General features: G+C 27.7%; 23 protein-coding genes and 1 other annotated feature. Of the genes, 7 read left to right on the top strand and 16 right to left on the bottom strand.

Features of this window, described 5'->3' with window-relative positions; all coding sequences use genetic code 11:
- Window positions 1-346: 346 nt before the first annotated feature.
- Entirely contained in the window at window positions 347-979 is a 633-nt protein-coding gene (locus tag Tmeso_RS13445; RefSeq protein ID WP_099192057.1) for a cyclase family protein, read from the bottom strand.
- Window positions 980-1,034: 55 nt separating this feature from the next.
- Window positions 1,035-1,652: a ribonuclease HI family protein gene (locus Tmeso_RS13440; protein WP_187296366.1), complete on the bottom strand. Its 618-nt coding sequence runs from the start codon at window positions 1,650-1,652 to the stop codon at window positions 1,035-1,037.
- A 341-nt stretch (window positions 1,653-1,993) separates the two neighbouring features.
- Between Tmeso_RS13440 and Tmeso_RS13435 the strand changes: the two genes are divergently transcribed.
- On the top strand, window positions 1,994-3,118 hold the full coding sequence (locus Tmeso_RS13435) for a tyrosine-type recombinase/integrase (RefSeq protein ID WP_242967933.1): 1,125 nt from the start codon (window positions 1,994-1,996) through the stop codon (window positions 3,116-3,118).
- Between the two features lie 15 nt (window positions 3,119-3,133).
- Here Tmeso_RS13435 and yneA read toward each other — a convergent pair whose 3' ends face one another.
- Window positions 3,134-3,406 (bottom strand): cell division suppressor protein YneA, encoded by a 273-nt coding sequence (yneA, locus tag Tmeso_RS13430; protein WP_099192053.1) that lies wholly within the window; start codon window positions 3,404-3,406, stop codon window positions 3,134-3,136.
- Between the two features lie 158 nt (window positions 3,407-3,564).
- Between yneA and lexA the strand changes: the two genes are divergently transcribed.
- Window positions 3,565-4,188 (top strand): transcriptional repressor LexA, encoded by a 624-nt coding sequence (gene lexA, locus Tmeso_RS13425; RefSeq protein ID WP_099192051.1) that lies wholly within the window; start codon window positions 3,565-3,567, stop codon window positions 4,186-4,188.
- A gap of 46 nt (window positions 4,189-4,234) precedes the next feature.
- Here lexA and Tmeso_RS13420 read toward each other — a convergent pair whose 3' ends face one another.
- The 3 genes from Tmeso_RS13420 to Tmeso_RS13405 all read right to left on the bottom strand — a co-directional run bounded on the left by Tmeso_RS13420 (window position 4,235) and on the right by Tmeso_RS13405 (window position 9,354).
- Window positions 4,235-6,157: a type I glutamate--ammonia ligase gene (locus Tmeso_RS13420; protein ID WP_099192049.1), complete on the bottom strand. Its 1,923-nt coding sequence runs from the start codon at window positions 6,155-6,157 to the stop codon at window positions 4,235-4,237.
- A gap of 352 nt (window positions 6,158-6,509) precedes the next feature.
- On the bottom strand, window positions 6,510-7,871 hold the full coding sequence (locus Tmeso_RS13415) for an alanine/glycine:cation symporter family protein (RefSeq protein ID WP_099192047.1): 1,362 nt from the start codon (window positions 7,869-7,871) through the stop codon (window positions 6,510-6,512).
- Between the two features lie 181 nt (window positions 7,872-8,052).
- Entirely contained in the window at window positions 8,053-9,354 is a 1,302-nt protein-coding gene (locus tag Tmeso_RS13405) for a methionine gamma-lyase family protein (RefSeq protein WP_099192043.1), read from the bottom strand.
- 156 nt (window positions 9,355-9,510) lie between these two features.
- Here Tmeso_RS13405 and Tmeso_RS13400 point away from each other — a divergent pair, with 156 nt between their 5' ends.
- Window positions 9,511-10,539: a tyrosine-type recombinase/integrase gene (locus Tmeso_RS13400; protein ID WP_187296365.1), complete on the top strand. Its 1,029-nt coding sequence runs from the start codon at window positions 9,511-9,513 to the stop codon at window positions 10,537-10,539.
- 41 nt (window positions 10,540-10,580) lie between these two features.
- Here the strand turns inward: Tmeso_RS13400 and hfq are convergent, their stop codons facing one another.
- From hfq to Tmeso_RS13370, 6 genes are all read right to left on the bottom strand, one after another.
- Window positions 10,581-10,826, bottom strand: coding sequence for an RNA chaperone Hfq (gene hfq / locus Tmeso_RS13395; protein WP_099192039.1), 246 nt, complete (start codon window positions 10,824-10,826; stop codon window positions 10,581-10,583).
- A 36-nt stretch (window positions 10,827-10,862) separates the two neighbouring features.
- Window positions 10,863-11,807: a tRNA (adenosine(37)-N6)-dimethylallyltransferase MiaA gene (miaA, locus tag Tmeso_RS13390; protein ID WP_099192037.1), complete on the bottom strand. Its 945-nt coding sequence runs from the start codon at window positions 11,805-11,807 to the stop codon at window positions 10,863-10,865.
- Window positions 11,808-11,828: 21 nt separating this feature from the next.
- Window positions 11,829-13,859, bottom strand: a complete 2,031-nt coding sequence (gene mutL / locus Tmeso_RS13385) for a DNA mismatch repair endonuclease MutL (RefSeq protein ID WP_099192035.1) — start codon at window positions 13,857-13,859, stop codon at window positions 11,829-11,831.
- Window positions 13,856-16,483: a DNA mismatch repair protein MutS gene (mutS, locus tag Tmeso_RS13380; protein WP_099192062.1), complete on the bottom strand. Its 2,628-nt coding sequence runs from the start codon at window positions 16,481-16,483 to the stop codon at window positions 13,856-13,858. Before mutS ends, mutL begins: the two co-directional genes overlap by 4 nt.
- A gap of 64 nt (window positions 16,484-16,547) precedes the next feature.
- Complete coding sequence (miaB, locus tag Tmeso_RS13375; RefSeq protein ID WP_099192033.1) at window positions 16,548-17,981, bottom strand: tRNA (N6-isopentenyl adenosine(37)-C2)-methylthiotransferase MiaB; 1,434 nt, start codon at window positions 17,979-17,981, stop codon at window positions 16,548-16,550.
- 159 nt (window positions 17,982-18,140) lie between these two features.
- Window positions 18,141-18,695: a helix-turn-helix domain-containing protein gene (locus Tmeso_RS13370; protein ID WP_099192031.1), complete on the bottom strand. Its 555-nt coding sequence runs from the start codon at window positions 18,693-18,695 to the stop codon at window positions 18,141-18,143.
- 173 nt (window positions 18,696-18,868) lie between these two features.
- Here Tmeso_RS13370 and Tmeso_RS13365 point away from each other — a divergent pair, with 173 nt between their 5' ends.
- From Tmeso_RS13365 to Tmeso_RS13355, 3 genes are all read left to right on the top strand, one after another.
- Complete coding sequence (locus Tmeso_RS13365; RefSeq protein WP_099192029.1) at window positions 18,869-19,984, top strand: alanine racemase; 1,116 nt, start codon at window positions 18,869-18,871, stop codon at window positions 19,982-19,984.
- Window positions 19,985-20,168: 184 nt separating this feature from the next.
- Entirely contained in the window at window positions 20,169-20,855 is a 687-nt protein-coding gene (locus tag Tmeso_RS13360; RefSeq protein ID WP_099192027.1) for a DUF421 domain-containing protein, read from the top strand.
- Window positions 20,856-21,239, top strand: coding sequence for a DUF4363 family protein (locus tag Tmeso_RS13355; RefSeq protein ID WP_099192025.1), 384 nt, complete (start codon window positions 20,856-20,858; stop codon window positions 21,237-21,239).
- Window positions 21,240-21,342: 103 nt separating this feature from the next.
- Here the strand turns inward: Tmeso_RS13355 and asnA are convergent, their stop codons facing one another.
- On the bottom strand, window positions 21,343-22,353 hold the full coding sequence (gene asnA / locus Tmeso_RS13350) for an aspartate--ammonia ligase (protein ID WP_099192023.1): 1,011 nt from the start codon (window positions 22,351-22,353) through the stop codon (window positions 21,343-21,345).
- 123 nt (window positions 22,354-22,476) lie between these two features.
- Window positions 22,477-22,722, bottom strand: a binding site (T-box leader).
- A gap of 164 nt (window positions 22,723-22,886) precedes the next feature.
- Between asnA and Tmeso_RS13345 the strand changes: the two genes are divergently transcribed.
- Window positions 22,887-23,183 (top strand): hypothetical protein, encoded by a 297-nt coding sequence (locus Tmeso_RS13345; RefSeq protein ID WP_099192021.1) that lies wholly within the window; start codon window positions 22,887-22,889, stop codon window positions 23,181-23,183.
- 106 nt (window positions 23,184-23,289) lie between these two features.
- On the opposite strand, the gene Tmeso_RS13340 is transcribed toward Tmeso_RS13345, so the two are convergent.
- The 3 genes from Tmeso_RS13340 to Tmeso_RS13330 all read right to left on the bottom strand — a co-directional run bounded on the left by Tmeso_RS13340 (window position 23,290) and on the right by Tmeso_RS13330 (window position 24,926).
- The gene (locus Tmeso_RS13340) at window positions 23,290-23,916 is read right to left on the bottom strand and encodes a MerR family transcriptional regulator (RefSeq protein ID WP_099192019.1); all 627 of its coding nucleotides are present in this window, start codon (window positions 23,914-23,916) and stop codon (window positions 23,290-23,292) included.
- A 100-nt stretch (window positions 23,917-24,016) separates the two neighbouring features.
- Window positions 24,017-24,214 (bottom strand): hypothetical protein, encoded by a 198-nt coding sequence (locus tag Tmeso_RS13335; protein WP_099192017.1) that lies wholly within the window; start codon window positions 24,212-24,214, stop codon window positions 24,017-24,019.
- Window positions 24,215-24,290: 76 nt separating this feature from the next.
- A complete protein-coding gene (locus tag Tmeso_RS13330; RefSeq protein WP_099192015.1) occupies window positions 24,291-24,926 on the bottom strand; it encodes an HDIG domain-containing metalloprotein in 636 nt (211 codons plus the stop codon).
- Between the last annotated feature and the right edge of the window lie 213 nt (window positions 24,927-25,139).

Below are 25,139 nucleotides of genomic sequence, written 5' to 3'. Positions count from 1 at the left end.
GGCTAATTATGAACTATATTAAAATCAAACTATCAATTATTCGTGTAGACTAGATAGTCTATTTCTTGTGCCTAAAAACATAACTTAAAAATAATTGTAAAAACTATTGACTATAACTAGCTGGTCTATATTTAATCTTATACATTTTATTTTAGGCTTTTTTAAAAACTTTTATACATGTTTTCTTAGCTTAATTAAATTTTGCTTATACACTCTTTTATTTTTCAATAACTCAGTATACTAGAATAATACAGGTTAAATAAGGATAATCTAGGATTAGTATTATTTATTATAGGAGGTTTCATTTATGAATATAAAAAATATTTGTTTCGTGATTTTTATATGACTACTCTATAATAGCTACAGCTCTTATAGGCGCTCCATCAGCATTAAGTGTTTTTAAAGGCAAAACTGCTAATGTAAAGAATTCATCTTCTACTTTCTCTAAATTGGTAAGATTCTCTATTATAATCAAATTATTCTTCATTAATATTTTATGAACTTCAAATAAAGTAGATTTCATATCGTCTATAGATATAGCATCTATTCCTACTCCTTTTAAGTTTAATTTAACTAACCACTCAGCTACATCTACACTTATAGATGGAAACCCTTCAAAATACTCTTCTTTTCCCCAAAACTTACTCCACCCAGTTTTAATTATCACAAAATCGCATTCAACTATTTTATTTTCATATTGCACTATATCCTGTAACTGTATCTGTTTTTTATCATTAAATTCCAGAATAATAGCTTTACCTACAAAATGATTTGCATCCATTCTATCTAATGTAACTCCATCTTTTAGCATATGTGCAGGAGCATCCATATGTGTTCCAGTATGTGAGTACATAGTAATCTTCATTTCACAAAAACTATCTCGTTCGATAGTATTTGCCTTTTCAAAAACAGGTGCCTCAGTACCCGGAAAAACAGGCATATTTGGATGAATTACATGAGTTAAATCTACAACTTTCATAAAGTCTCCCCCTTTTCAATTTAATGAATACACTTGAATATGTGTATGATTTTTTCTACATGTTTTCTATATACATTATATGATTACACTTTTTTCTATTATTTTGATTTTCTAAACAAGAGCAAAACGTCCTATTAATATCAACGGCATAAAAGCATCCATCATCTACTACTTTGTATATACCGTCCCCTAAATTAAATGCGGCTATATTTAGATTATCTTTGCTTATTCTCTTATTATCAGATGTATTTATTGTAACATTTTTTTTATTTAGTCCTTCTTTTGATAATTTATCTGCCATGGCATTTTCATTTCTAGGCACCCATTTTATATTTAAATCATGAAATTTATCCATAAGGCTAATCGCTTCATCTCTAAGAAGTCTTAAATGTTCTTTTTTACATTTCCACTGTCCTGTAACTTGCTTTATTATAAGATCTGAATCTCCATATACATTAATCTCCTCTTTAATTAAACCTAATTCTATTAAATCCTTCATACATTCTATCAAGGCTTTGTACTCAGCTGTATTGTTAGTACCTTTTCCTCCATACAAAGAAACTTCCTTTAAATATAAACTATATTTTGTATCATAAATAGCGTACCCTAATCCTGTGTCAGCTTCCTTATTTCCATTATCATTACAAGCACCATCAAAATTACATTTAATCAATAACAACACTTCCCTTTCATATAACTTATTTTCATGTTCATTATAGCATTAAATATAGCTAATTATAATAAAAAACATTCATTATAATTTATTCGAATTAAGTATTACTCGCATTTCTTTATTTTTTTTACAGATTCTTAAAATATATAAACAGAACTAAACCAATTTAACCGAAACTTTAATATTTTTAAAATGTAATAATTCGTGTTTTTCATAAAAAATCTCGAGTTTTTAATTTTGATTCACTGTAAATAGTTCGTTTTTTGTAATATTCTTGTTTTTTATAACTTAAATTGATATCATATAGAGAGTATAACTTTTACATGTAAGGAGTGTTTTAATTGCATAAAAATTTGAAAATACATAATAAATCAGATAAACCAGATAATATAGTTTTAAAAGAAAACTCAATAATAGAAAATTGTATTGAAATTGAAAATCAACTTCCTAAATTTATGAAAGATTTCTTTGTATATCTTAAAAGCGCAGTCGTTTCATCAACTCGATCAGCCTATTTAGAAGATATTTTGTTCTTCTGCAAGTATTTAATAAATGAATCGGATTTAACATTGTCAAGCAACTGCAAAGACATAAGCATTGAAGAATTTAACAATATTAAAGCAAGAGATATTAATTTATTTTTAGGAGATTATTGTTCAAGATATTATAAAAAAACAAACAAAAACACTTTAGTATTTGAAAACAATAATAGATCTTTAGCTAGAAAAAAATCTTCATTGTCTTCTTTGTTTAAATTTTTATATAGAAACGAACAAGTAAACCAAAATATTACAGATGGTTTTAACCCTATAAAACTTCCAAAACCTCAGCCTGATGCTATTAAAAGACTCGAAATTGATGAAGTTGCAAAAATGATAGATACAGTCGAATCAGGAGAAGGTTTGACCGAAAGAGAAAGAATCTATTGGAAAAAAACAAAACTTAGAGATAAGGCTATATTGATATTATTTGTTACGTATGGGTTAAGACTTAGTGAACTTAGAGAACTCAATATTTCTTCGTTTAACTTTGGTAGGGGTGAGTTTAAAATTTACAGAAAAAGAGGAAAGGAAGCTCTAATGCCCCTTAATAAAACTTGCGAGTCAGTTGTTTTAGATTATATGAAAAATGAAAGAACAAATTCTGATTATCTTGAAGACAAGAATAAAGATGCACTTTTTTTATCTCTTCAAAATAAGAGAATGACGTTAAAGTCAATAAGAGAATTAGTTATAAAATATACGTCAATAGCTATGAATATACCTCGTAGTAATGGATATAGTCCTCATAAGTTAAGAGCTACATCCGCAACATCATTAATACAGTACGGATTTTCGATATATGATGTTCAAAATTTACTAGACCACGACAATGTAACTACAACTCAACTTTATGCAGCGCATAAGAAAAATGTAAAACGGGAAATTGTTAAAAATTTCGAATGGTTAGAAGATAAAAAAGAGTAGAAGCTAATTTAGCTTCTACTCTTTTTTATAAATAGGAATTAATAGTTGATCTCCAGGATGTATATTTGCACTTTCTAAATTATTAACCTCTCTTATCATATATATATAATCTCTTATATCCTCTTTTTCAGGTATATTTTCTTTTGCTATATTCCAAAGAGTATCCCCTTGCATTACATTAACAGTTTCATACTCTACTACACTCTCATATTTTTTGAAACCTGAAAATCCACTCAGTAAACTTATTGTAGAAAATAATATTATTATGTAAACCAAATTCTTTTTCATAAATAAAATCCTCCCTTTTTATCGACTAAGAACATTTGTTCTGTTTAAAGTATATCAGAACAAATGTTCTTAGTCAATAAAAAAAGAACGAATGTTTGTTTTTTATTTCATTTAATGTTATAATATAATTATAATATTACGATGGGAGGATATTCAGAATGTATTCAAATTTAACTGATAAACAAATCGAAATTTTAAACTTTTTAAAACTACAAATTAATAAAAAGGGTTATCCACCATCTGTTAGAGAAATATGTAGTGCAGTAAATTTAAAATCCACATCTACAGTCCACTCTCACCTAAGTAAATTAGAAGAAAAAGGATATATTAGAAAAGATAAGACAAAGCCAAGAGCAATAGAAATTTTAGATTCAAACGATGATAGTCTCTTTAGTCGAAAAGAGACCATAGACATTCCTTTAGTGGGAAGCGTTACCGCTGGAGCTCCTATATTAGCTACAGAAAACATAGAAGAATTCATTCCTCTTCCTTCTAGTTTAATAGATGCAAATAACACTTTTATGCTCAAAATAAAAGGAGATAGCATGATTAATGCTGGTATATTAGATGGAGATTATATTATAGTAAACAAACAAAACACTGCTAGAAACGGAGAAATAGTAGTTGTTTTAACTGAAGATAACGAATCCACAGTAAAAAGATTTTTCAAAGAAAAAAATAGAATTAGACTTCAACCAGAAAATCCATATATGGAACCTATGTATTTTAATGATGTTAAAATATTAGGTACATTAAAAGGAGTTTTTAGAGTTATAAAATAAAGGCCTACAGTTTATTTTACTGTAGGCCTTTATTTTAAGTTTTTAGCTAAAATAAATTTTTCTTATATGCGATATATAAATCTTTAAGTAACTTTATCTTTTCATTCATTTCTACTTGAAGAGTAGATACTAAATCATAGTTTTGATTATCTATTGCATCTCTTATTCTTGTAAATAAAGATTTTTCATCTGTTTTATCTTTCATTAAATAGCATCTTAATGTGTGTATTTTTTGCCAGTTAACTATATCTAAATCTGTTACATCTTCAAAATGTGCTTTTTTACAAGATCTTACTATTTCCATGTTGTCACATATTATTCTATCTTTTAATTCATTCAACCATTGGTTTATAATAGATTCTTTAAATGAATTAATTGTTTCTTCTGTAAAAACATTATTATATGTTAATGCTTTTTTCTTTTCTTCATGTATTTCTAGATTTTTTGCATTTTCCCAAACTGTTTTAGGCGGAATACCAAACAAATTATTTCTCTCTTCTTCTGTATAGAATTCAAAAACATCTTCTTCACTTCTATACTCTCTATGTGTTTCTAAATATCCAGCTATTTCACCTGATTTTTTAGAAAATTCATTTTCAAGTTCTTTGGATGTTTTGTTATTTTCTAATGCATACTTTATTCCATCAAGCATAACTTGATAAGATGCTGCTATTATTATATAAGTGTTTGACATAGGGTTTGGAGCTCTCAATTCAAATCTTGTAGACATTGGATTTTCTAAATCTCTTATCAAACCAACCAATATAGATCTATTTCTAGATGGTACATCTACACTTTTTCCAAGTGATGAAACTATACAGATAGGAGCTTCGAATCCAGGTTTTAATCTATTTAAAGCATCATTTGAAGATGTTACAAAAGGGTTAAGTAATTCGTAATTTTTTAAAATTCCCATTAATGCTCCAAACCCAATAGGACTTGCGTATTCAGCCGTCATATCAGATGGAGAAAACAAATTCACTATTTTTCCATTGTGCAGCTTTGCAGCTACACCTAAATGTGTATGTTCACCACTTCCTGCTACTCCTTCTATCGGTTTTGCAGCAAATGTAACTTCTAATCCATAATTTTTGAATACATCATTTACTAAATTTCTTATTATTAGTTCATTGTCAGCAGCTTGAATTGCATCACTATATTTCCAGTCTATTTCAAGTTGTTCCATAACATGATTAGATTTTCCTCTTGAATTTATAGCGGAAGTTATCCCTCCTACTTCTTTATGTCCCATTTCTGGATTAACTCCGTATTTTTCCATTAGATATATACTTTTTTCTAATGCAGTTCTAACTGTACCTTGAGTTCTCTTCCAGTATTGTTCTTTCAAGTTTTGTGATGTAGAAAGTTTCTCTTCGTCAGCTTTATCTTCAGGTGTGTTAACCCAAAATTCAAGTTCCGTAGCTGAGGTTAGCAGAATTTCTTTTATTTCATTACTATTTTCAATTCCAACAGAGTTTAACACATAGCTATTTTTACAAACTAATTTAAGCATCTCTTTCTTAAAATTGTCTATAGACTTTCTAAGTATAGATCTTGAACACACTTTCTTTCCGTTATGCACTAAAAATGAAGGTATTCTCAAAGTACCAACAGGAAGAAGTGTTTTATCATCTGAATTTTGAAAATTATAGTCAACAAACCAATCCACATCCCTATCTGGGATTATTTCAACTTTAGCATCATTTAAAGTAGCTATATTATCGAGAACAACACTTGATCCATCTGTTTGGATTCCTGTTTTGATAAATTTATCTATATCTTCTAAAAAAACGCTACTTGGTATTTTTTCATCAGTATCATTTCCTCTTAAGTCTATACCCACCAATGATACAAATTCAATCTCTGGATGATTTTCTAAAATTTCCTTAACTTCTTTAGCTGAGTGCTTATCTTTTGGTATAAAATATACAAGTTTACTTAAAGTATCTTTTTTTAACTCCTTCAACATGAATAAAACCCTCCCTTATAAGTGTCTCTTTGTCATTAATAGCGAATTTTACGCTAATTAACTTACATAGAGAAATAATTCAGCAATAAAGTACGTATCTTAACGTATTAATTTTATGTTTTTGTACATATTGTTAATAAAGCATTTTCATTAATATTGAAATTATATTACACATCTCATCCTTTGTAAAGCGAATAAATTAATAAATTTTTAAAATATATTAATGTTATAAATATTTTTACTCTTTCTTTTAAATCTATAATTCATTATAAGAAATCCTTACTTATTATTCTCAATAAAAAAAGGCATTATCAATTTTAAATTGATAATGCCTTTTTTTTATAATCCTACACTAAGCACTAGTCTTTCTTTTTTCTTTTTCCTGATTTTCAAAGTCTAGTAAACTTCCTTTTGTAATATTTAATAGATAAACAAGAGCAATTATATTAGGAATAACCATAAGGCCATTAACAGTATCTGCTAATTGCCAAACAACAGGTACTTCTAGTAATGTTCCAAGTATCAATACTATAACTATGAATAATTTATAAAATTTAACTCCTTTTATACCAATTAAATACTTAACGTTTAGTTCTCCATAAAAATACCATCCTATTATAGTTGAGAATGCAAAGAAAAATAAAGAGACTGCTATAAACACACCACCAAAACTCCCAAATCCGTTTACAAAAGCTTGTTGAGTCAATTCAATTCCTGTAGTAGTTCCATCTAATGCTCCAGTTGTAAGTATAACCAAAGCTGTTAAAGTTAATATTATGAATGTATCTATAAAAACCCCTACTATAGATACCAAACCCTGCTCTACAGGATGATTAACTTTTGCAACAGCGTGTGCATGCGGAGACGATCCCATACCTGCCTCGTTTGAAAACAGACCTCTAGCAACTCCGTATCTCATAGCTTCTTTCATACCAACACCTATCAACCCCCCAGTAGCTGCTCTTGGATTAAAAGCTCCTAAAAAAATCATTTTAAATGCAGGCATAATATTAGATGCATTAATTCCTATTATTATTAAACTACCTATTATAAACAGTAAAGCCATTATAGGAACCAGTTTTTCTGTAACAGATGCTATACGACCTATGCCCCCAGAAACAACTAGAAAAGTTATAGCGGCAATTATAATACCTACAACTATTCCTGGAATATGAAATGCCAATTCAAAAGCTCCTGCTATTGAATTGGATTGTATCATACCTCCTGTTAAACCAGCTGATAATATCATTGCTATTGCAAAGAAAGATGCTAAGAACTTACTATTAAGACCTTTATCTATATAGTATGCTGGGCCTCCACAGATTTGACCATCTACCTTAGTTTTATATTTTTGAGAAATAACAGCTTCACTAAAACTAGTTCCAAATCCAAAAAATGCACTTAACCACATCCAAAATATAGCTCCTGGACCTCCTGAAGCAATAGCAGTTGCCGCTCCTGCTAAGTTGCCTGTTCCAACTTGTCCTGCTATTGCTGTTGCTAAAGCTTGAAAAGATGACATTCCATCTTCATCTGCTTTATTTCCTTTTAATGATATTCCTCCAAATGTATGCTTAAATGCTTTTTTGAACATTCTTATTTGAACAAACCTGAATGAAAATGTAAACAATATACTAGCTCCACATAATACGAATACTAATAATTTCCCCCATAAAATATCATTGATTCCTTTTATTATTGCTAATAAATCCATCTTGACTCCTCCTTGAAATTTTGATAAATAATATTTATGTAAAAATAATTATTTATGTACTTATTTGACATAATATAACTTTCCCCTCTTATTTTTTCTATATTTTGCAAAGTTGCGCAATTGTAAAAATTACAAATTTTCCAAAAAAGCCTACGAAACAAAGTCATAAAAATACCAACTCCTATATAGAAGTTGGTATTTTTATGACTTTGTTTTTTATCATTTCAGTTAAAGCTTTTAAAGAACCAAATTTGGAATGAGTGTAAGTTAATCCTCCTTGAAAATATACATTATAAGGTGGTTTTATAGGGGCATCGGCACTAAGTTCTATAGATGAACCTTGAACAAAAGCTCCAGCTGCCATTATTACATCGCTATCATAACCAGGCATAGGCCATGGCTCTGGACTTGCAAAAGAATCAACAGGAGCTGCATACTGAATACCTTTACAAAATGATATTATTTGTTCTGCATTATCGAATTTGATTATTTGTATTATGTCACTCCTAATATCATCCGACTTAGGTAGAACTTCAAATCCTAATTCTTGAAATAATTTAGAACAAAATATAGCACCCATCAAAGCCTGTCCTACAGTATGGGGAGCTAAAAACAAGCCTTGTAACACACTTCTAGTAGTTCCAAAGGTTAATCCACATTCCTTTCCTATACCAGGCGATGTGAGCCTATACGATATTAACTCAACTACTTCTTTCTTTCCAACTATATACCCACCTGTTAAAGCTAATCCTCCACCGGGATTTTTTATTAAGGACCCAGCCATTATATCAGCACCAACATCAGTAGGTTCTCTCATTTCTAAAAATTCACCATAGCAATTATCTACCATAACAATAATATCTTCTCTTACAGATTTAACTGTTTTTATTATTTTCTCTATATCATCTATAGTCAGAGATTTTCTCCAACTATAGCCTTTTGATCTTTGTATTAGAACTAGCTTAGTTCTATCATTTATATTTTTTCCTATATTAACATAATCCGGCTCTCCATTGTCCAAAAAATCTACTTGTTTGTAAGTTACTCCAAACTCTTTTAAAGACCCTCTTGAATTTCTAATTCCTATAACCTCTTCTAATGTATCATAAGGTTTTCCTGTTGCTGATAATATTTCATCTCCTGGTCTTACTATGCCACTTATGCAAAGTGATAAAGCATGAGTTCCGTTAACTATTATAGGTCTAACTATGGCATCTTCTGTATTAAATACATAAGAGTAGATTTCCTCTACTTTTTCTCTTCCAGCATCATTATATCCATAACCCGTAGTCCAATTAAAATGATTATCTCCAAGTTTAGCTTTTTGCATAGACTTTAATACTTTATATTGATTATATTCACTTATCTCATTTATTTCTTTAAACCTATGCTGTATTTTATCTTCTATATTTTCGCTTAATTTTACGACAGATTTATCTATATCATAAAAATCAAACAACATATCTTTGGTTTGTTCAAGCACTATATACCACCCGTTTCTTAAGTTATTTTTGACATTAGAATTTTATCATAAAGAAATAACATATTCAATTTTTTCACAAAATAATATATAATAATACATATAACTTCGCATAAGATATGTTATGCGAAGTTATATGTATTATTAAGGGGGGTTATGATGAAATACACGACAGATGATTTAATTAGCAGTTTAAAACTCAGACGACAGTTGTTTCCTATAAGTAATTATCCAATAGAGTTTAAAGAAGCTTTTGAAGTATTTATAGATGCTTTAATTTCAGCTCAAAAATCAATAAATACCATACAAGCCTATTACTTCGATTTAAAGACGTTTTTTGAATTTTTAATGTTAAACTATGAGGATATAGAATATCTTTCCGATATACGCCCTCTATCGCTTACCCGTTTTTATACATATTTGCAAACAGAAAGAAAAAATTCATACAAATCTATAATCAGAAAAAAAATGGTTCTAAATGTATTTTTTAAATATTTAATAGAACAAGGAATAATATTAGAACGTCAAAATCCAATAAAAAAAGAAGAGGTTATAAAAAGTAATATCTCAAACAAAAAATCTCCACCTATTTTTTTAGAAACGTATGAAATAAAAAAAATATTCGATTTTATAAAAAACTCACGCTCTAATAAATTTTATAAGTTAAGAAATCTAAGCATAATATCATTGATGCTTTATAGCGGTCTAAGAGTGTCCGAAATTATAAGTATAAACTTAAAGGACATAGAATATGTACTTAATCACGAAATTTTATCAATTGTAGGAAAAGGGAGTAAAGAAAGAAAAATCCCAATATTAAAAGATGAAATTTTAAACGGAAGTTTAAATCCTCTATATCAATACTACATAGAAAGATTAAAGCTAAACATTGATACAGATGCACTTTTTATATCGACTAAAAAAACTAGACTTACAGCGAGAGCTATTCAAATGCTTATGAAAAAATACTCAACGCATATTGATTTAAATAAAACCGTAACACCTCATAAATTGCGACATACATTCGCCACTCATTTAATAAAGAACGGAGCTGATATACGAAAGGTACAAGAATTACTTGGTCATTCATCTATATCAACTACTCAAATTTATACGCATATACAAATAGACGATTTGAAAGAGACGTTAAAAGAATATAAGCTCGATTTGAATTCTTTAATAAAATAAAAAATACATCTAAGCTAAGCTTAGATGTATTTTTTATTTTATTATTTCTTAATATTATTGTTAGAGTTAATTAAATTTATATTAGTATTAGGTATTATCGTAGAAACAGCATGCTTATAAATCATTTGCTGCTTACCTTCATTTTCTAAAATTATTATATAACTATCAAATCCTTTTACTTTACCCTTTAACTGAACTCCATTCACCAAAAATATCGTTATAGCTATTTTTTCTTTTCTAGCTTGATTCAAAAATAAATCCTGTAGATTCAATGTGTTATTTTTCAAAGCTACCCCTCCTAATTATGTATATTTTATAATATTCTATAAATTTCTTAATTTTCCTTCTATATAAGATAAAATTAATGATTTTGCCTCATCTTGACTCGAAAAATTATCTAAATCTATCCATTTTGCGAAATCATACCTTTTAAACCACGTTATTTGCCTTTTTGCATATCTTCTACTATCTCTTTTTATTAACTCAATAGCATCTTCTACAGAATACTCTTGTTTCACAGCTTTAATTATTTCTTTATATCCTATAGCTTGCATAGAAGTCATTTTTTCATCGTAACCCATTTCTAAGAGTTTGTTTACTTCCTTCAAAAGACCTTGATCCATCATAATATCAACTCTTTTATTTATTCTTTCATAGAGATACTCTCTATCTCTATTTAATATTATAAGAATAGGATAATAATCTTCATTAAATTTTACATCATTTTTAAAATCACCTATTTTTTCCTTACCTTCTAAGCAAACTTCAATAGCTCTAATAACTCGCTTTACATTATTAGGGTGTATTCTTTTTGCACTCTTTTCATCAAGTTTTTTTAATTTATTATGAAGGTATTCAACTCCATATTTATCTGCTTCTTTTCGGAGTTCATCCCTAAGCTTTGTATTTCCTCTAGATTTAGTAAAATCCATTTCATATATTAAAGAGTTTATATAAAGACCCGTTCCACCTGCTATTATAGGCATTTTCCCATTTTTGTATATCTCATCAATATATTTTTGAGCTCTTTTTTGAAAATCAACTACAGAAAACTCAACATTAGGTTCAACTTCATCTATCAAATAATGTTTTACACCACACATCTCTTCCTCTGTTATTTTAGCAGTTCCTATATCCATATATTTATATATTTGCATAGAATCAGCCGAAATTATTTCTCCATTAAGCTCTTTTGCTAAATTTATAGATAAATCTGTTTTTCCAACAGCAGTAGGTCCTGCTATAAATACTACAGGTATTCTCCCCATATCTCAATCACCTTTCTAATCTTAAATAATCCTCTTAAACATTTTCTCAATTTCTTTTTTTGTCATCTCTACTATAATAGGTCTGCCGTGAGGACAAGTATATGAATTATTGCATCTCTTTAGCTTTTCTATAAGAGTATTTATTTCTATATTTTCAATTCTATCGTTCGCCTTAATAGCACTTTTACAAGCCATAGATGCTATTTGTTCTTTTTTGAAATCATAATTATTAAACAACTTGTCTATATTATCTATTATATCTAATATAAAATTTTCAGATTCAGGTAATCCAAATACATTCGGTACAGATCTAACTATAATAGAATTATCTCCAAATAATTCAACTTCAAAACCAAATTTCATAAATATATCTAATTTATCTTCTATAATAAGCATATCTTTATTACACAACTCCATAATCATTGGTTTTAATAAAATTTGACTAGATATGTTTTCGGTTTTGAATTTAGTTAAATATTCTTCGTATACAACTCTTTCATGAGCAGCATGCTGATCAATTAAAAATATAGATTCTTTAGATTGACATATAATATAAGTATTAAAGATAGTTCCTACTATATTTAAATCTTTAAGTTTTTCACCTTTATACTCGTTATATATTTCTTCATTAGATTCTTTAACTTTTTCTACATCAAATTCTACATCAAAATTTATAGTTTCTTTTGTATTACTTTTTGAAAAATGATTATTTTCTTTTTCGATTAATTCTTTTTTATAATTAACTTCGCATATATTGGTTTTAAAATCCACGTTATCTTCTTCAAATGTATTATTACTTAGATTCACCTTATGCAAACTACTATCCAAATCACTCATATATGACTTTTCTAACTCACTATCTATATTTTTATGTTTTGCACTACTATCAATGTTTTTGTGTTTGACACTATCTATTTTAATTTGAGTTTCATTTTGATTAACTTTCATTAAGTCTATTTTTTCTTTATTAATATCTATTATTAAATCATCTATGGATATTATATTTTCTGTGTCTTCTTTTTTAATTTCTTGATTATTCGGAACATATTTAGGTATCAAATTTGTACCAAGCAAAAGTTCATTAATCTTAATTTTTATCAAATTAAATATTCTTTGATCATCTTCAAATTTAATTTCCAGTTTATTAGGATGCACATTTACGTCTATCTTTTGAGCATCTATTGATAAATTCAAAAAACATATAGAATGCTTATTTATAGGAAGTATACCTTTATAAGCTTCATAAATAGCAGCTAATATCAGTTTACTTTTTACATAGCGACCATTTATATATATATGCTGCAGAGTTTTATTGTTTCTATATATAGTGTTGTTCCCTATATATCCCTTCAATTTTAAAAAATCAGTCTCAATTTCTATACTTTTTAAATTATCAGAAATATTTTTACCATAAATAGATCTTACAGTGTTTTTAAGATTACTATCACCAGGACTAGTTAACATAATTCTATTATTGTTAATATATTTAAATTGAATATCAGGATTTCCTATACAAAGCTTGTTTATCATATCTGTTATATTTATATTTTCACTCGTAGATGACTTTAAGAACTTTTTTCTAGCGGGAGTGTTAAAGAATAAGTCCTTAACTATAATAGTTGTTCCTATAGAAGTCCCTATAGGTTCTTTATTTTTTATAACTCCGCCTTCTATACAGACCTTAACTCCTACCGTATCTTCTATTGTTCTAGTTATAAGTTCAACTCTGGCAATTGAAGCAATACTAGCCAAAGCTTCTCCTCTAAACCCCAGGGAATCAAGTGAATAAAGATCATCTATTTCAGATATTTTACTTGTAGCATGTCTTAAAAATGATTTTTCAACTTGACTCTTAGGTATTCCATGACCATTATCTGTAATCCTTATTAATTCCTTACCACCATTTGATATTTCTACTGTTATTTTAGAAGATCCTGCATCTATTGAATTTTCAACCAACTCTTTAACTACGGAAGAAGGTCTTTCAACAACCTCTCCCGCAGCTATCTTATTTATTGTATATTCGTCTAGAAGATTTATTTCTTTAATCAATTAGCATCATCTCCGATTAATTTAGCCTTATTTTGAAGATTATATAAAGCATTCATAGCATCAATAGGTGTCATCCCCACTATATTTAAAGATAATATCTCTTTTAATATAGTTTCCTTTTTTAAAATTCCAAAACTAATTTGCTCATTTGAATCATCTTTTTTATTCTCAACTCTATATTCGTCATTCGTCATAGCACTTTCTTTAACTTGCAGTGAAGAATTTTTTGCATTTCCTCCACTACTTTCTAATTGTGCCAATATTTCATTAGCTCTATTTATAACAGCATCAGGTAGTTCTGCAAGCTTTGCAACATGTATTCCATAACTTTGATCTGCTCCACCCTTTATTATTTTTCTTAAAAAAATTATATCCTCACCTTGTTCTTCTACAGCTACACAATAGTTTTTAATACCAGATAACTTTTCTTCAAGTTCTGTTAATTCGTGGTAGTGAGTAGCAAATAACGTTTTACACCCTATTTTTTCATTAATATACTCTACTATAGACCAAGCTAAACTAAGACCATCAAATGTACTGGTTCCCCTACCAATTTCATCAAGTATTACTAAACTGTTTTTCGTTGCATTTTTTAAAATATGAGAAACTTCAGACATCTCTACCATGAAAGTACTTTGTCCTTGTGATAAATCGTCACTAGCTCCAACTCTTGTGAATATCCTATCTACAATAGGTACATCAGCTTTTTGTGCAGGAACAAAAGATCCTATATGTGCTAGTAACGTTATTAATGATACTTGTCTCATATATGTTGATTTTCCAGCCATATTAGGTCCTGTAATTATACCAATTTTACTATCTGAAGTATTCAGTTCAGTGTCATTCGGAACAAAATTTTCTTCTCCTATTATATTCTCAACAACAGGGTGTCTTCCATTTATTATACAAAGTTTATCCTCACTAGTTATATTAGGCTTGCAGTAATTATTTTGATAAGCAACCTTACCTAATGAATTTATAACATCTATAAATGCTATCGTTTTAGCAACCTGTTGAATTCTATTTATATTTCTATACAATCTGTTTCTGACTTGTACAAATATACTATATTCAAGATCTTTTATTTTATCTTTTGCATTTAGAATTTGTTCTTCAATCATTTTTAATTCTTCAGTTATGAATCTTTCTGCATTACTAAGTGTTTGTTTTCTTATATAGTAATTCGGTATTTCAAATTGCTTTAAGTTAGCTTTAGTTATTTCTATATAATATCCAAACACTTTGTTAAAGCCTATTTTCAAAGATTTTATACCTGTTTTACTTCTTTCTTTATCTTCTATTTCACGTATAACAGCTGCACCATTTTTTGTTAAATCTCTTAATCTGTCTATATCTTCATCATAACTAGACTTTATTATATTTCCATCTTTTAAAGTCAACGATGGTTCCTCCATTATAGATTCATCTATCAACTTATAGATATCAACTAAATCATCTATATCATTCACTAATTTTTTAATATGTTTAGTATCAGATTCTCGTAGTAATTCTTTTATGTCTGGTATCTTTTTAATTGATTCTTTAAGATTTATAAGTTCTTTAGGATTTATTTTCTCAAAAGCGAGTTTTCCACATAATCTTTCTATATCGTATATGTTTTTTAATTCTTCATGAAGGTCTTCCCTCAAAGAAAAATCATCTTTTATTTCTTCTATTAAATCAAGTCTTTCTTGTATTCTTTCTTTATTAATAAGAGGTTGCTCTATCCATTTTCTTAAAAGCCTTCCTCCCATGGCAGTATTAGTTTTATCCAACACATGAAGTAAGGATCCTTTTTTTTGTTTGCTTCTTATTGTTCGTGTAAGCTCTAAATTAAGTCTTGTGAACATATCAATAGACATAAAATCATTAGAATTATAAATAGAAATAGTACTTATATTAGAAGATATTTGTTTTTGTGTTGAAAAAATGTAATTTAAGAGACCTATTAAACTAAATTTCATATGAATATCCTCGTTTAAATTAAGTTCATTTATATAATCTCTAGAAAAGTATTTTTCTAGAATATTATCATCATCACTGTAGTATATAGATGAATCATTATTTAAATAAGAATTATTAAGTGTACATATTGTCTGTAACTGTTCATTTTCTATATTAGAATATATAACTTCTTTAGGTTGAATTTTAGCAATTTCTTCAATTAAATTCGCTTCATCTATGATAGTTGCATAAAAATCACCAGTGGTTATATCTACATAAGATATACCTATTTTCTTATCTTCCTTATATATAGATAATAAATAGTTATTTTTTTTATTATCTAGTAAATTTTCTTCCATTACAGTTCCCGGGCTTACAACCCTTATAACATCTCTCTTTACTAACCCCTTTGCAGCAGATGCATCTTCTATTTGTTCACATATAGCTACCTTATATCCATTTTCAATTAATTTCGATATATATGAACTAGATGAATGAAAAGGTACCCCGCACATAGGCGCCCTTTCTTCAAGACCACAGCTTTTCCCAGTCAATGCTATTTCTAGTACTCTTGATGCAACTATTGCATCCTCGAAAAACATTTCATAAAAATCTCCAAGCCTGAAAAAAAGTATACTATCTTTATAGTTTTCCTTTATTTGAAAGTATTGTTTCATCATAGGTGTTAATTTATCCAAATATTCTCCCTCCAATCATTAGAAGAATAGCACTCAAATTTGAGTGCTATTCTTTGATAAGTATTCCATTTAAAGAAAATCTTCTAACATCTACTATTTTTATATTAACTAATTGTCCTATAAGTTCATTTGATCCTTCAAAGTTCACAAGCTTATTATGTCTAGTTCTACCTGAAAGTTTCGAACTATCATTCTTGCTTTCTCCCTCAACTAAAACTTCTACAATTTCCCCTTTATACTTCATATTTTTTTCTTTAGCTATCTTATTAACCTCTGCTAACAATCTATCAAAGCGATCATGTTTTATATCATCAGGAATTTGATTTTCCATATCAGCTGCTGGAGTTCCTTTTCTAATTGAATATATAAATGTAAATGCAGAATCATACTCTACTTTTTTTACTATATCCAATGTATCTAAGAAATCTTGCTCCGTTTCCCCTGGAAACCCTATCATTATATCAGTAGATAAAGTTATTCCAGGTATTTCTTTCTTTATCTTATTTACCAAAGCTAGGTAATCTTCCTTAGTATATTTTCTATTCATTTCCTTTAAAACTTTAGTACTACCAGATTGTATAGGTAGATGTAGATATTCACATACCTTATCACATTCTTTCATAGCATATATTAAATCGTCAGATAAATCTTTAGGATGAGATGTCATAAACCTTATTCTTTCTATTCCGTCTATCTTATTAAGTTCTCTTAAAAGATTTGAAAAAGAAAAAGGAGTTTCAAATGTATTACCATATGAATTTACATTTTGACCTAATAATGTTATTTCTTTAGTTCCATTTTGTGCAAGGTCCTTAACTTCTTCTATTATATCTTCTGAATTTCTACTTCTTTCACGCCCTCTAGTGTACGGCACTATACAGTAAGTACAAAAATTATTGCACCCATATGCTATATTTACAAATGCTTTTAATTCATATTTTCTATTACTTTTTAATCCTTCAACAACCTCTCCATCTACATCCCAAACATCTACAAGTATTTGGTCGCTTTCTAACGATTCAGAAAAAAGTTGTGCGAATTTATATAAATTATGTGTTCCAAAAACCAAATTCACATGCTTAAATTTCTTCTTTATTTCTTCAACTACATGAGGCTGTTGCATCATACAACCACAAACAGCAATCACAAGATTTGGATTCTTTTCTTTTAAAACTTTTAAGTGTCCTAAATTACCGTATACTTTAAGTTCAGCATTTTCCCTAACTGCACAAGTATTATATATTATAAGATCTGCCTCTTCAGTTTTATCAGTTTTATCATATCCCATTTCATTTAACATGGCATCCAGCTTTTCTGAATCATGTTCATTCATTTGACAACCGTACGTTACGGTAAGATGTTTTTTTCTCTTTCCAGTAATTTCAAAATATCTATCATTTTGAGATTTTATAACCTCTATATATTTATCCTGTTCTCTTATTTTTTCTATAGGAACATGTACTTGTTTTCTTTTACCCAAAATAATTCCTCCTTAACCACTTCAAAGCTTCTTATATTTGTCTTTTTTGATTCAAATTTTATTATATCAAAATTAGATAAAAAAAAGAAGGATTTAAGAAGAAACTATAACTTATTACTTTTTTCTTAGTACTAGTACATCTTAATATATAGATGTCTTTTAAAAGGATGGAGGTGTAATAGCAAATATAACATTCGCATCCTTATCATATGGATTCTCCCACTTATGCTTCATATGCGGAAGTATTTTTATACTATCACCTTCATTCAATGTAATTATTTCATCATTCAAATGAATATTTACTTTTCCATTTATAACATATGCGACCTCTTCACCTTCGTGAGCCATAGTTTCATTGGATGATTGGGAATTCGTAGTTAATGTTATTAAAGCCAACTCAATAGCTCCATTCAAATTTGGTGATAATAGCTCATATGAAAGATTATTGTTTTGAGGAAATATCATTTTTTTTCGCTTATCCGATCTTACTATTAGCTGATTCGTGTCTACTCTTGTAATAAAAAATGTGAACATCGGTATATCTAGTGATTTTGAAATAATTTTAAGAGTATTTATAGATGGATTAGCAGTTCCCTTTTCAATTTGGCTCAATAAAGAAGGTGTTACACCAGCCATTTTAGCTAATTGAGTAACAGTCATATTCTTTAGGTTTCTATATTCAGATATTTTTTTACCAACATTTATGTCATTCATTCGATTCTCCTTTTCTTACTATATCTTCCGTTTTAATAATGTAAATTATATCACAATTTATAATTCAAAGCATTGACTACAGTAAATCTTATTGTTAAAATATTAAATACAATTTAATAATATTAAATTGTATTTAATATACCTAAAACTTTATAATAGAGAGGGGAACAAAAATGAATATTTATGAATTGCAAACACCTAGTTTTTTACTAAATTTAGATATTTTAGAAACAAATTTGAAAAAAGTTCAAAGACTTTGTAGTGAAAACAATAAAGAACTTTGGCCTATGAGTAAAACCCATAAAAGTTCATATATAGCAAAGCTTCAAAAAGAATATGGAGCGAAAGGGTTTTTAGTTGGAACAATCGATGAAGCAGAAGTCTTTGTTAGTGCTGGACTAGATAATATTTGTTTAGCGTATCCTATAGTTTCTAGAGCAAATATCAGAAGAGTTATTGATTTAGCCAAAAAAGCTAGAATAATTTTAAGTTTTGATGGAGAAGATGGTGCAAAACTTTTTAATGATGAATTAGAAAAGGAAAACCTAACTATTGAATACCTAATTATAATCAATTGTGGATTAAATAGATTAGGTGTACTTCCTAACGATTCATCAACCCTAGCTAAAAAAATATCTAATTATTCTAATTTAAAATTAATTGGAATTAGTACTCATCCAGGTCAAGTTTATAGTGTATTATCAGGTAACGAAATTTGTAAAGTATCTAAGCAAGAAAGCCAATCATTAAAAATAGCTAAAGACAATCTAATTAGTAATTCTTTTAATATAGCCATGGTAGCAACAGGTAGTACACCTACATTCTTTGATGCTGTAGCTGATCCAAATATAGATATTTTAAGACCCGGAAACTATCCATTCTATGACAATATTCAACTTTCATTGAACGTATGTCAAGAAAAAGAATGTTCCTTAACAGTTTTAGCTACGATAATTTCTAAACCTAAAGACGATTTATTTATAATAGATGTCGGAAGTAAATGTTTAGGTTTAGATAAAGGAGCTCATGCAAGTAATCTTATAAATGGATTTGGTAAGATTAAAGGTCATGATGAATTAGAAGTCATAAGTTTATCAGAAGAGGTAGGAAAAATAAAAATATGTTCAAATACCAATTTGAAAATCGGAGATAAAGTACAGATAATACCTAATCATTCCTGCTCCTGTGCCAATATGACTGATTATATAATTGGATTTAGAAACGATATTGTTGAAAAAATAATTAATATTGATGTTAGAGGAAATTCTATAAAGCCCAATTTAATATAATGATTATTTTAAAATCTAAATAATATATACTCTAAATATATAGGAAAAATCCTCCCTTCATCTTTATATATAAAGTCGTAGGTAAGGATTTTTTCTATTTAAGTATTCATTTAAAATCAAGTATAAATTTTTATATATTGGAAATTCTATCTAATATAATATATAAATAAGGAGATTGGTTTAAATGATTATAATACTAGTTAGAACTTTAATCCTGTATATGTTTGTACTTATAAGTGTACGTATTATGGGTAAAGGAGAGTTGTCAGAAATGCAACCTTTCGAGTTAGTTGTTACATTAATGATGGCTGAACTTGCAGCACTTCCTATGGAAGATACTAAACTTCCTTTAATCAATGGAGTTATAGCTATCTTTACTATACTATTTGTTCAACTCACCATATCATTTATAAATTTGAAAAGCGAAAAAGCGAGAGGGCTTATATGTGGAAAGCCTAGCATACTAATAAACAAAGGTATTATAAATGAGAAAGAACTTAAGCGACTTAGAATTAATATGAATGATTTAATAGAGCAACTTAGAATAAAAGACTATCCTATAATAAAAGATGTTGAATATGCTGTATTAGAAACAAGCGGAGATTTAAGTATAATTCCAAAGCCAAATAAAAGGGCTGCTACAGTCGAAGATATTAACACCACTCCCGTATATGAGGGCCTACCTACATCTCTAATAATAGACGGTAAGATAAATTACGGAAATTTGAAATATCTTAGCCTAGATGAATCCTGGCTAAAAAACATATTAAAACAAAACAATATATCTACTATAGAAGAGGTGTTTTTTTGTAGTATAGATGAAAGTAATGATGTTTTTGTACAAAAAAAGTTAAATAAAGGAGATATTTAAATGAAGCCTTTTATTTTATCTATAGTAGCTACTATTATAATAATTTTCTCTTGGAATTATATATACAACCATTATGTAGATGATTACTGTATAGAATCTATAAAATCCCTAGAATCCATATCTAATTATATAGATAAAAGTCATTGGGAAAATGCTAACAATGAAATTTTAAAATTGGAGAAGAGTTGGGATAATATGAGAAAGACTTGGAGTATATTTCTAGATCATCATGAAATTGATAATATTGATATTGCCATGGCAAAGCTTGTAAAAAATATCGAAATTAAAAATATATATTCATCTTATGAGCAATTACAATCGCTTAAAGAATTTTTTAAAATAGTATCTGAAAATGAAAAATTAACACTTACAAATATATTGTAATATTTAGACTTATTAAAAATAAAAGGATATAAAAAAGATATTCATAATATCTTTTTTATATCCTTTTTATTTTCATATAATCAACTGTTCATGAATGGAATTTTTATAATAAGAATATATTTTCTTCTTCACACTTCTCTATCATTTCTTTTGGCCAAATAGAAGCTTGTACTTCTCCTATATGAGCCTTTCTTAAGAAGAACATACAGATTCTAGACTGTCCTATTCCACCACCGATTGTCAATGGTAACTTATCCTCTAGTAGCATCTTGTGGAATTCAAATTCTTTTCTTGATTCACATCCAGCTAGAGAAAGTTGTTTTTCTAAAGCTTTCTTATCTACTCTTATTCCCATTGAAGAAAGTTCAAATTCTCTCTCTAGCACAGGGTTCCAAAATATTATATCTCCATTTAATTCCCAATCATCATAATCTGGTGCTCTTCCATCGTGTTTTTCTCCTGATTTTAATAGATCACCTATTTTCATTATAAATACAGCGCCTTTTTCTTTTGCGATTGCAGCTTCTCTTTCTTTTGAAGTAAATCCTGGATATTTATCTTCTAATTCTTGTGATGTAATAAAGAAAATTTCTTCAGGAAGAATTTTTTCTATATCATATAATTCATACATACGTTGTTCTGTTTCTTTAAAAACGCCGAATATAGTATTGACTATATTTTTTAGATACATCTCACTTCTATCTTCTTTTGTTATAATTTTTTCCCAATCCCATTGATCTACATAAATTGAATGTAAGTTATCTAAATCTTCATCTCTTCTTATAGCATTCATATCTGTATATAGTCCTTCATGTACATCAAATTTGTATCTAGCTAAAGCCATTCTCTTCCATTTAGCTAGAGAGTGTACTATTTCTGCTTCTGAATTATTGTCTCCTTTAACATCAAATGATACTGGTCTTTCTACACCATTTAAGTTATCATTAAGACCTGATTCAGGCTTTACAAATAAAGGTGCTGACACTCTAGTTAAATTTAATCTACTTGATAAGTTTATTTGGAAAAAATCTTTTATTTGTTTTATTGCCATCTCTGTTTCTTTAAGTCCCAATTTCGGCTCATATCCTGTAGGTATTACTAATCTTTCTAGCATAATGTGTATTCCTCCTAATATTATTTAATTTATTTTTTAGTAGTTATAAAGTTATAATTCATTATTTTATTTAAACATGGCCATGTTTTTTTGTAATAAAAAAACCTTTCATCTCTATATAAATATAGAGACGAAAGGTTTAACTTCCGCGGTACCACTCTAATTAGCTGTAAGCTCTCTTTAACAAGTACAGAGTATAACTCGATACTGTCTAACTATAACGGTTTAGATCCGTCTAAGCCTACTCTCATACGATTTCAGTTAGAAACTCAGAGATGTTCTTCGCTATATTTTTTATATCGATCTCTCACCACCATCGATTCGCTGAAATAAAACTAATATAGTTACTCTTCTCTTCATAGTCTTTAAATCAATTGTTTATCTTTAAAATGTATTATATATTTGTTGTTCAGAATTGTCAATATAATAATATTTTTTTATATATAGACTTTATTATATTTAGGAATATCTCTAAATATAGTTTCATATACTAAAATAAATGTAATTATATTTATTAAAAGGAGGACAAACGTATGCGAAAGATACTTACTGTTTTATCCATTTCGATGTTACTATTTAACCTATTAGGATTCGCATCCTATAATACACAAGAATATGTATCCACAGGTTACTATAATGGAATGATAGACGATAATTCTATAGAAATTGAATCAAATAATGAAGTATTAGTATTGAGATTAATGCCTAAGTTAAAACCATATTTTATTGAAAATATATTAAATGAAAATGAATATGTAGAATTTAAATATTATAAAAATGAATACAATCAGTTTATTTTACAATATATAAATTTCGAAATAAATCCTTAGTTTAAAATCCATATTTAAAAATATTAAATAAGCCTTAGGGATATAATGTCTAAGGCTTAAATTTATTACGAAGTGATTTCAGTTAACGTTAAAACAATTATGTAAACTATTTATTTTTACTAAATAATCTATTAAATTTCATTGGTTTATCTTTAGGTTCTTCTTTTTGAATTAAAAGTTCAATTTTAGAGTTAAGTTCATATATCATATTCATCAATCTTTTATTTTCCGACCTTAATTGATTATTCTCAAGTTTTATTAAATCTACTAGTCTATCTATTTGTTTATCTACTTTATCATCTAAGGAACTTTTAAAATCATTTAACAATATATGATTATTATTTTGAAATAAATCATTTGTAAAATTTTTTATATATTTTTCAAAATTCTGCATCATATTATTTTGAGCTTCCAAAGAAATGTAACTATCATTTGCTATAGAATCTTTTATTGCAGTTTTGAAACTTTCATTATATTTATTAGTATTACCTAATGAAATCTCATTTTTATTCTTTTTTATATTTTTTAAGTTTAATATTTCTTGAAACTTGTTAATATCTTCAACAGAGTATTTTCTATGCCCTTTTTCATTTCTTTGAATATGTATATTATATTTTTCTTCATATTTTCTAAGTGTAGACTGAGAAATATTCATTATTCTAGCTGCTTGTTTAGTAGTATATAAACTATTATTAAGATTATTATAATTTATATTAGTTGAATCAATAGTCATTTTTACCTCCTATACTGATGTGATAGCTTAAAATCATACTATAAAACTGTATATTAAAAGTGCATATATTGTCAAGATAAACAATATATGCACTTTTATTTTATTTAAGCTTTCCAGTTTTTCCATTAGGAAGCATATTATCATTAGGAGAATATCCCTTTTCTTTATTAAATTTTCTTCGTTTACACTCTTTCTTTTTCTTACCTTTACAGTATATTTCTATTAAATCATTATATAAGCCTGTATTTTCATACTTTTTTATAAAACCACAGTGTTTAAATCTAGAGCATTTTTTCATTTAATACACCTTCTTACTTTTTGATATAGTATATGGTATCAAAAAGTATAGTGTGATTAATCAATAATCATCAACTCTATTTTTTATTCTCCAAATGCATCTTGCATTTTTTTATAAATATATCTATATTTTTATTTTCTTCTTTTATTTTTTCTTCACACATATTTCCTCGACCTAATCTATCACAAGTTCCAAACAAGGCTAATTCCTCAAAAGTTGTGTCAGATAACATTTCTTCTATTTTTGCAAAAGGTAAATCTTTAACTACAAATAATAATTGCATATGCCATTTTACAAGAATACATACTTCATCAATAAATTTCTTATCATCTGTAAATTCGAATAAAAATTCTCTTGCAAGTTTTGCTCCTATAGAATCATGGTTATATGATGTTATCTTCTTTTTACTTACTTTAGTTGTAGATGGCTTACCTATATCATGAAGTAGTGCTGCCCACATAAACACTCTAGGGCTTTTACTTAATCTTTTTTTATCTGCAGCAACATCAAGTACCATCATAGTATGATTCCATACACTTCCTTCAGGATGGTATTTTTCAGACTGCGGAGTATTTTCTAGTTTCTTTAACATTGAAAACGGATATTCGTCTAACGTATTTTCATTTTTAATTTTATTAAAATATATTGAAGGCTTACTATCATTTAATAAATGATTATCCCACTCTTTGAATATTTCTATTTTACAATTCATGAAAAACCTCCTAAAAAAATACTTTATTTAATATTATCCCATACCAATATAATAATATTTATTTGTATGGGAAATTCCGAAAATTGGTTTAGATATTTTTTACATAAATATTCCAGAATATATTTTTAAAAATAGGTTATTATAATAATACAACGAGAAATTAATAAATAACTACATAAATTGCAGAGATGTATAAATCTATATGATTTTAAC

It is taken from the genome of Tepidibacter mesophilus (assembly GCF_002724055.1).
In the GTDB taxonomy this organism is placed as follows: Bacteria; Bacillota; Clostridia; order Peptostreptococcales; family Peptostreptococcaceae; genus Tepidibacter_A; species Tepidibacter_A mesophilus.
This window is presented reverse-complemented; position numbering and strand designations above follow the sequence as displayed.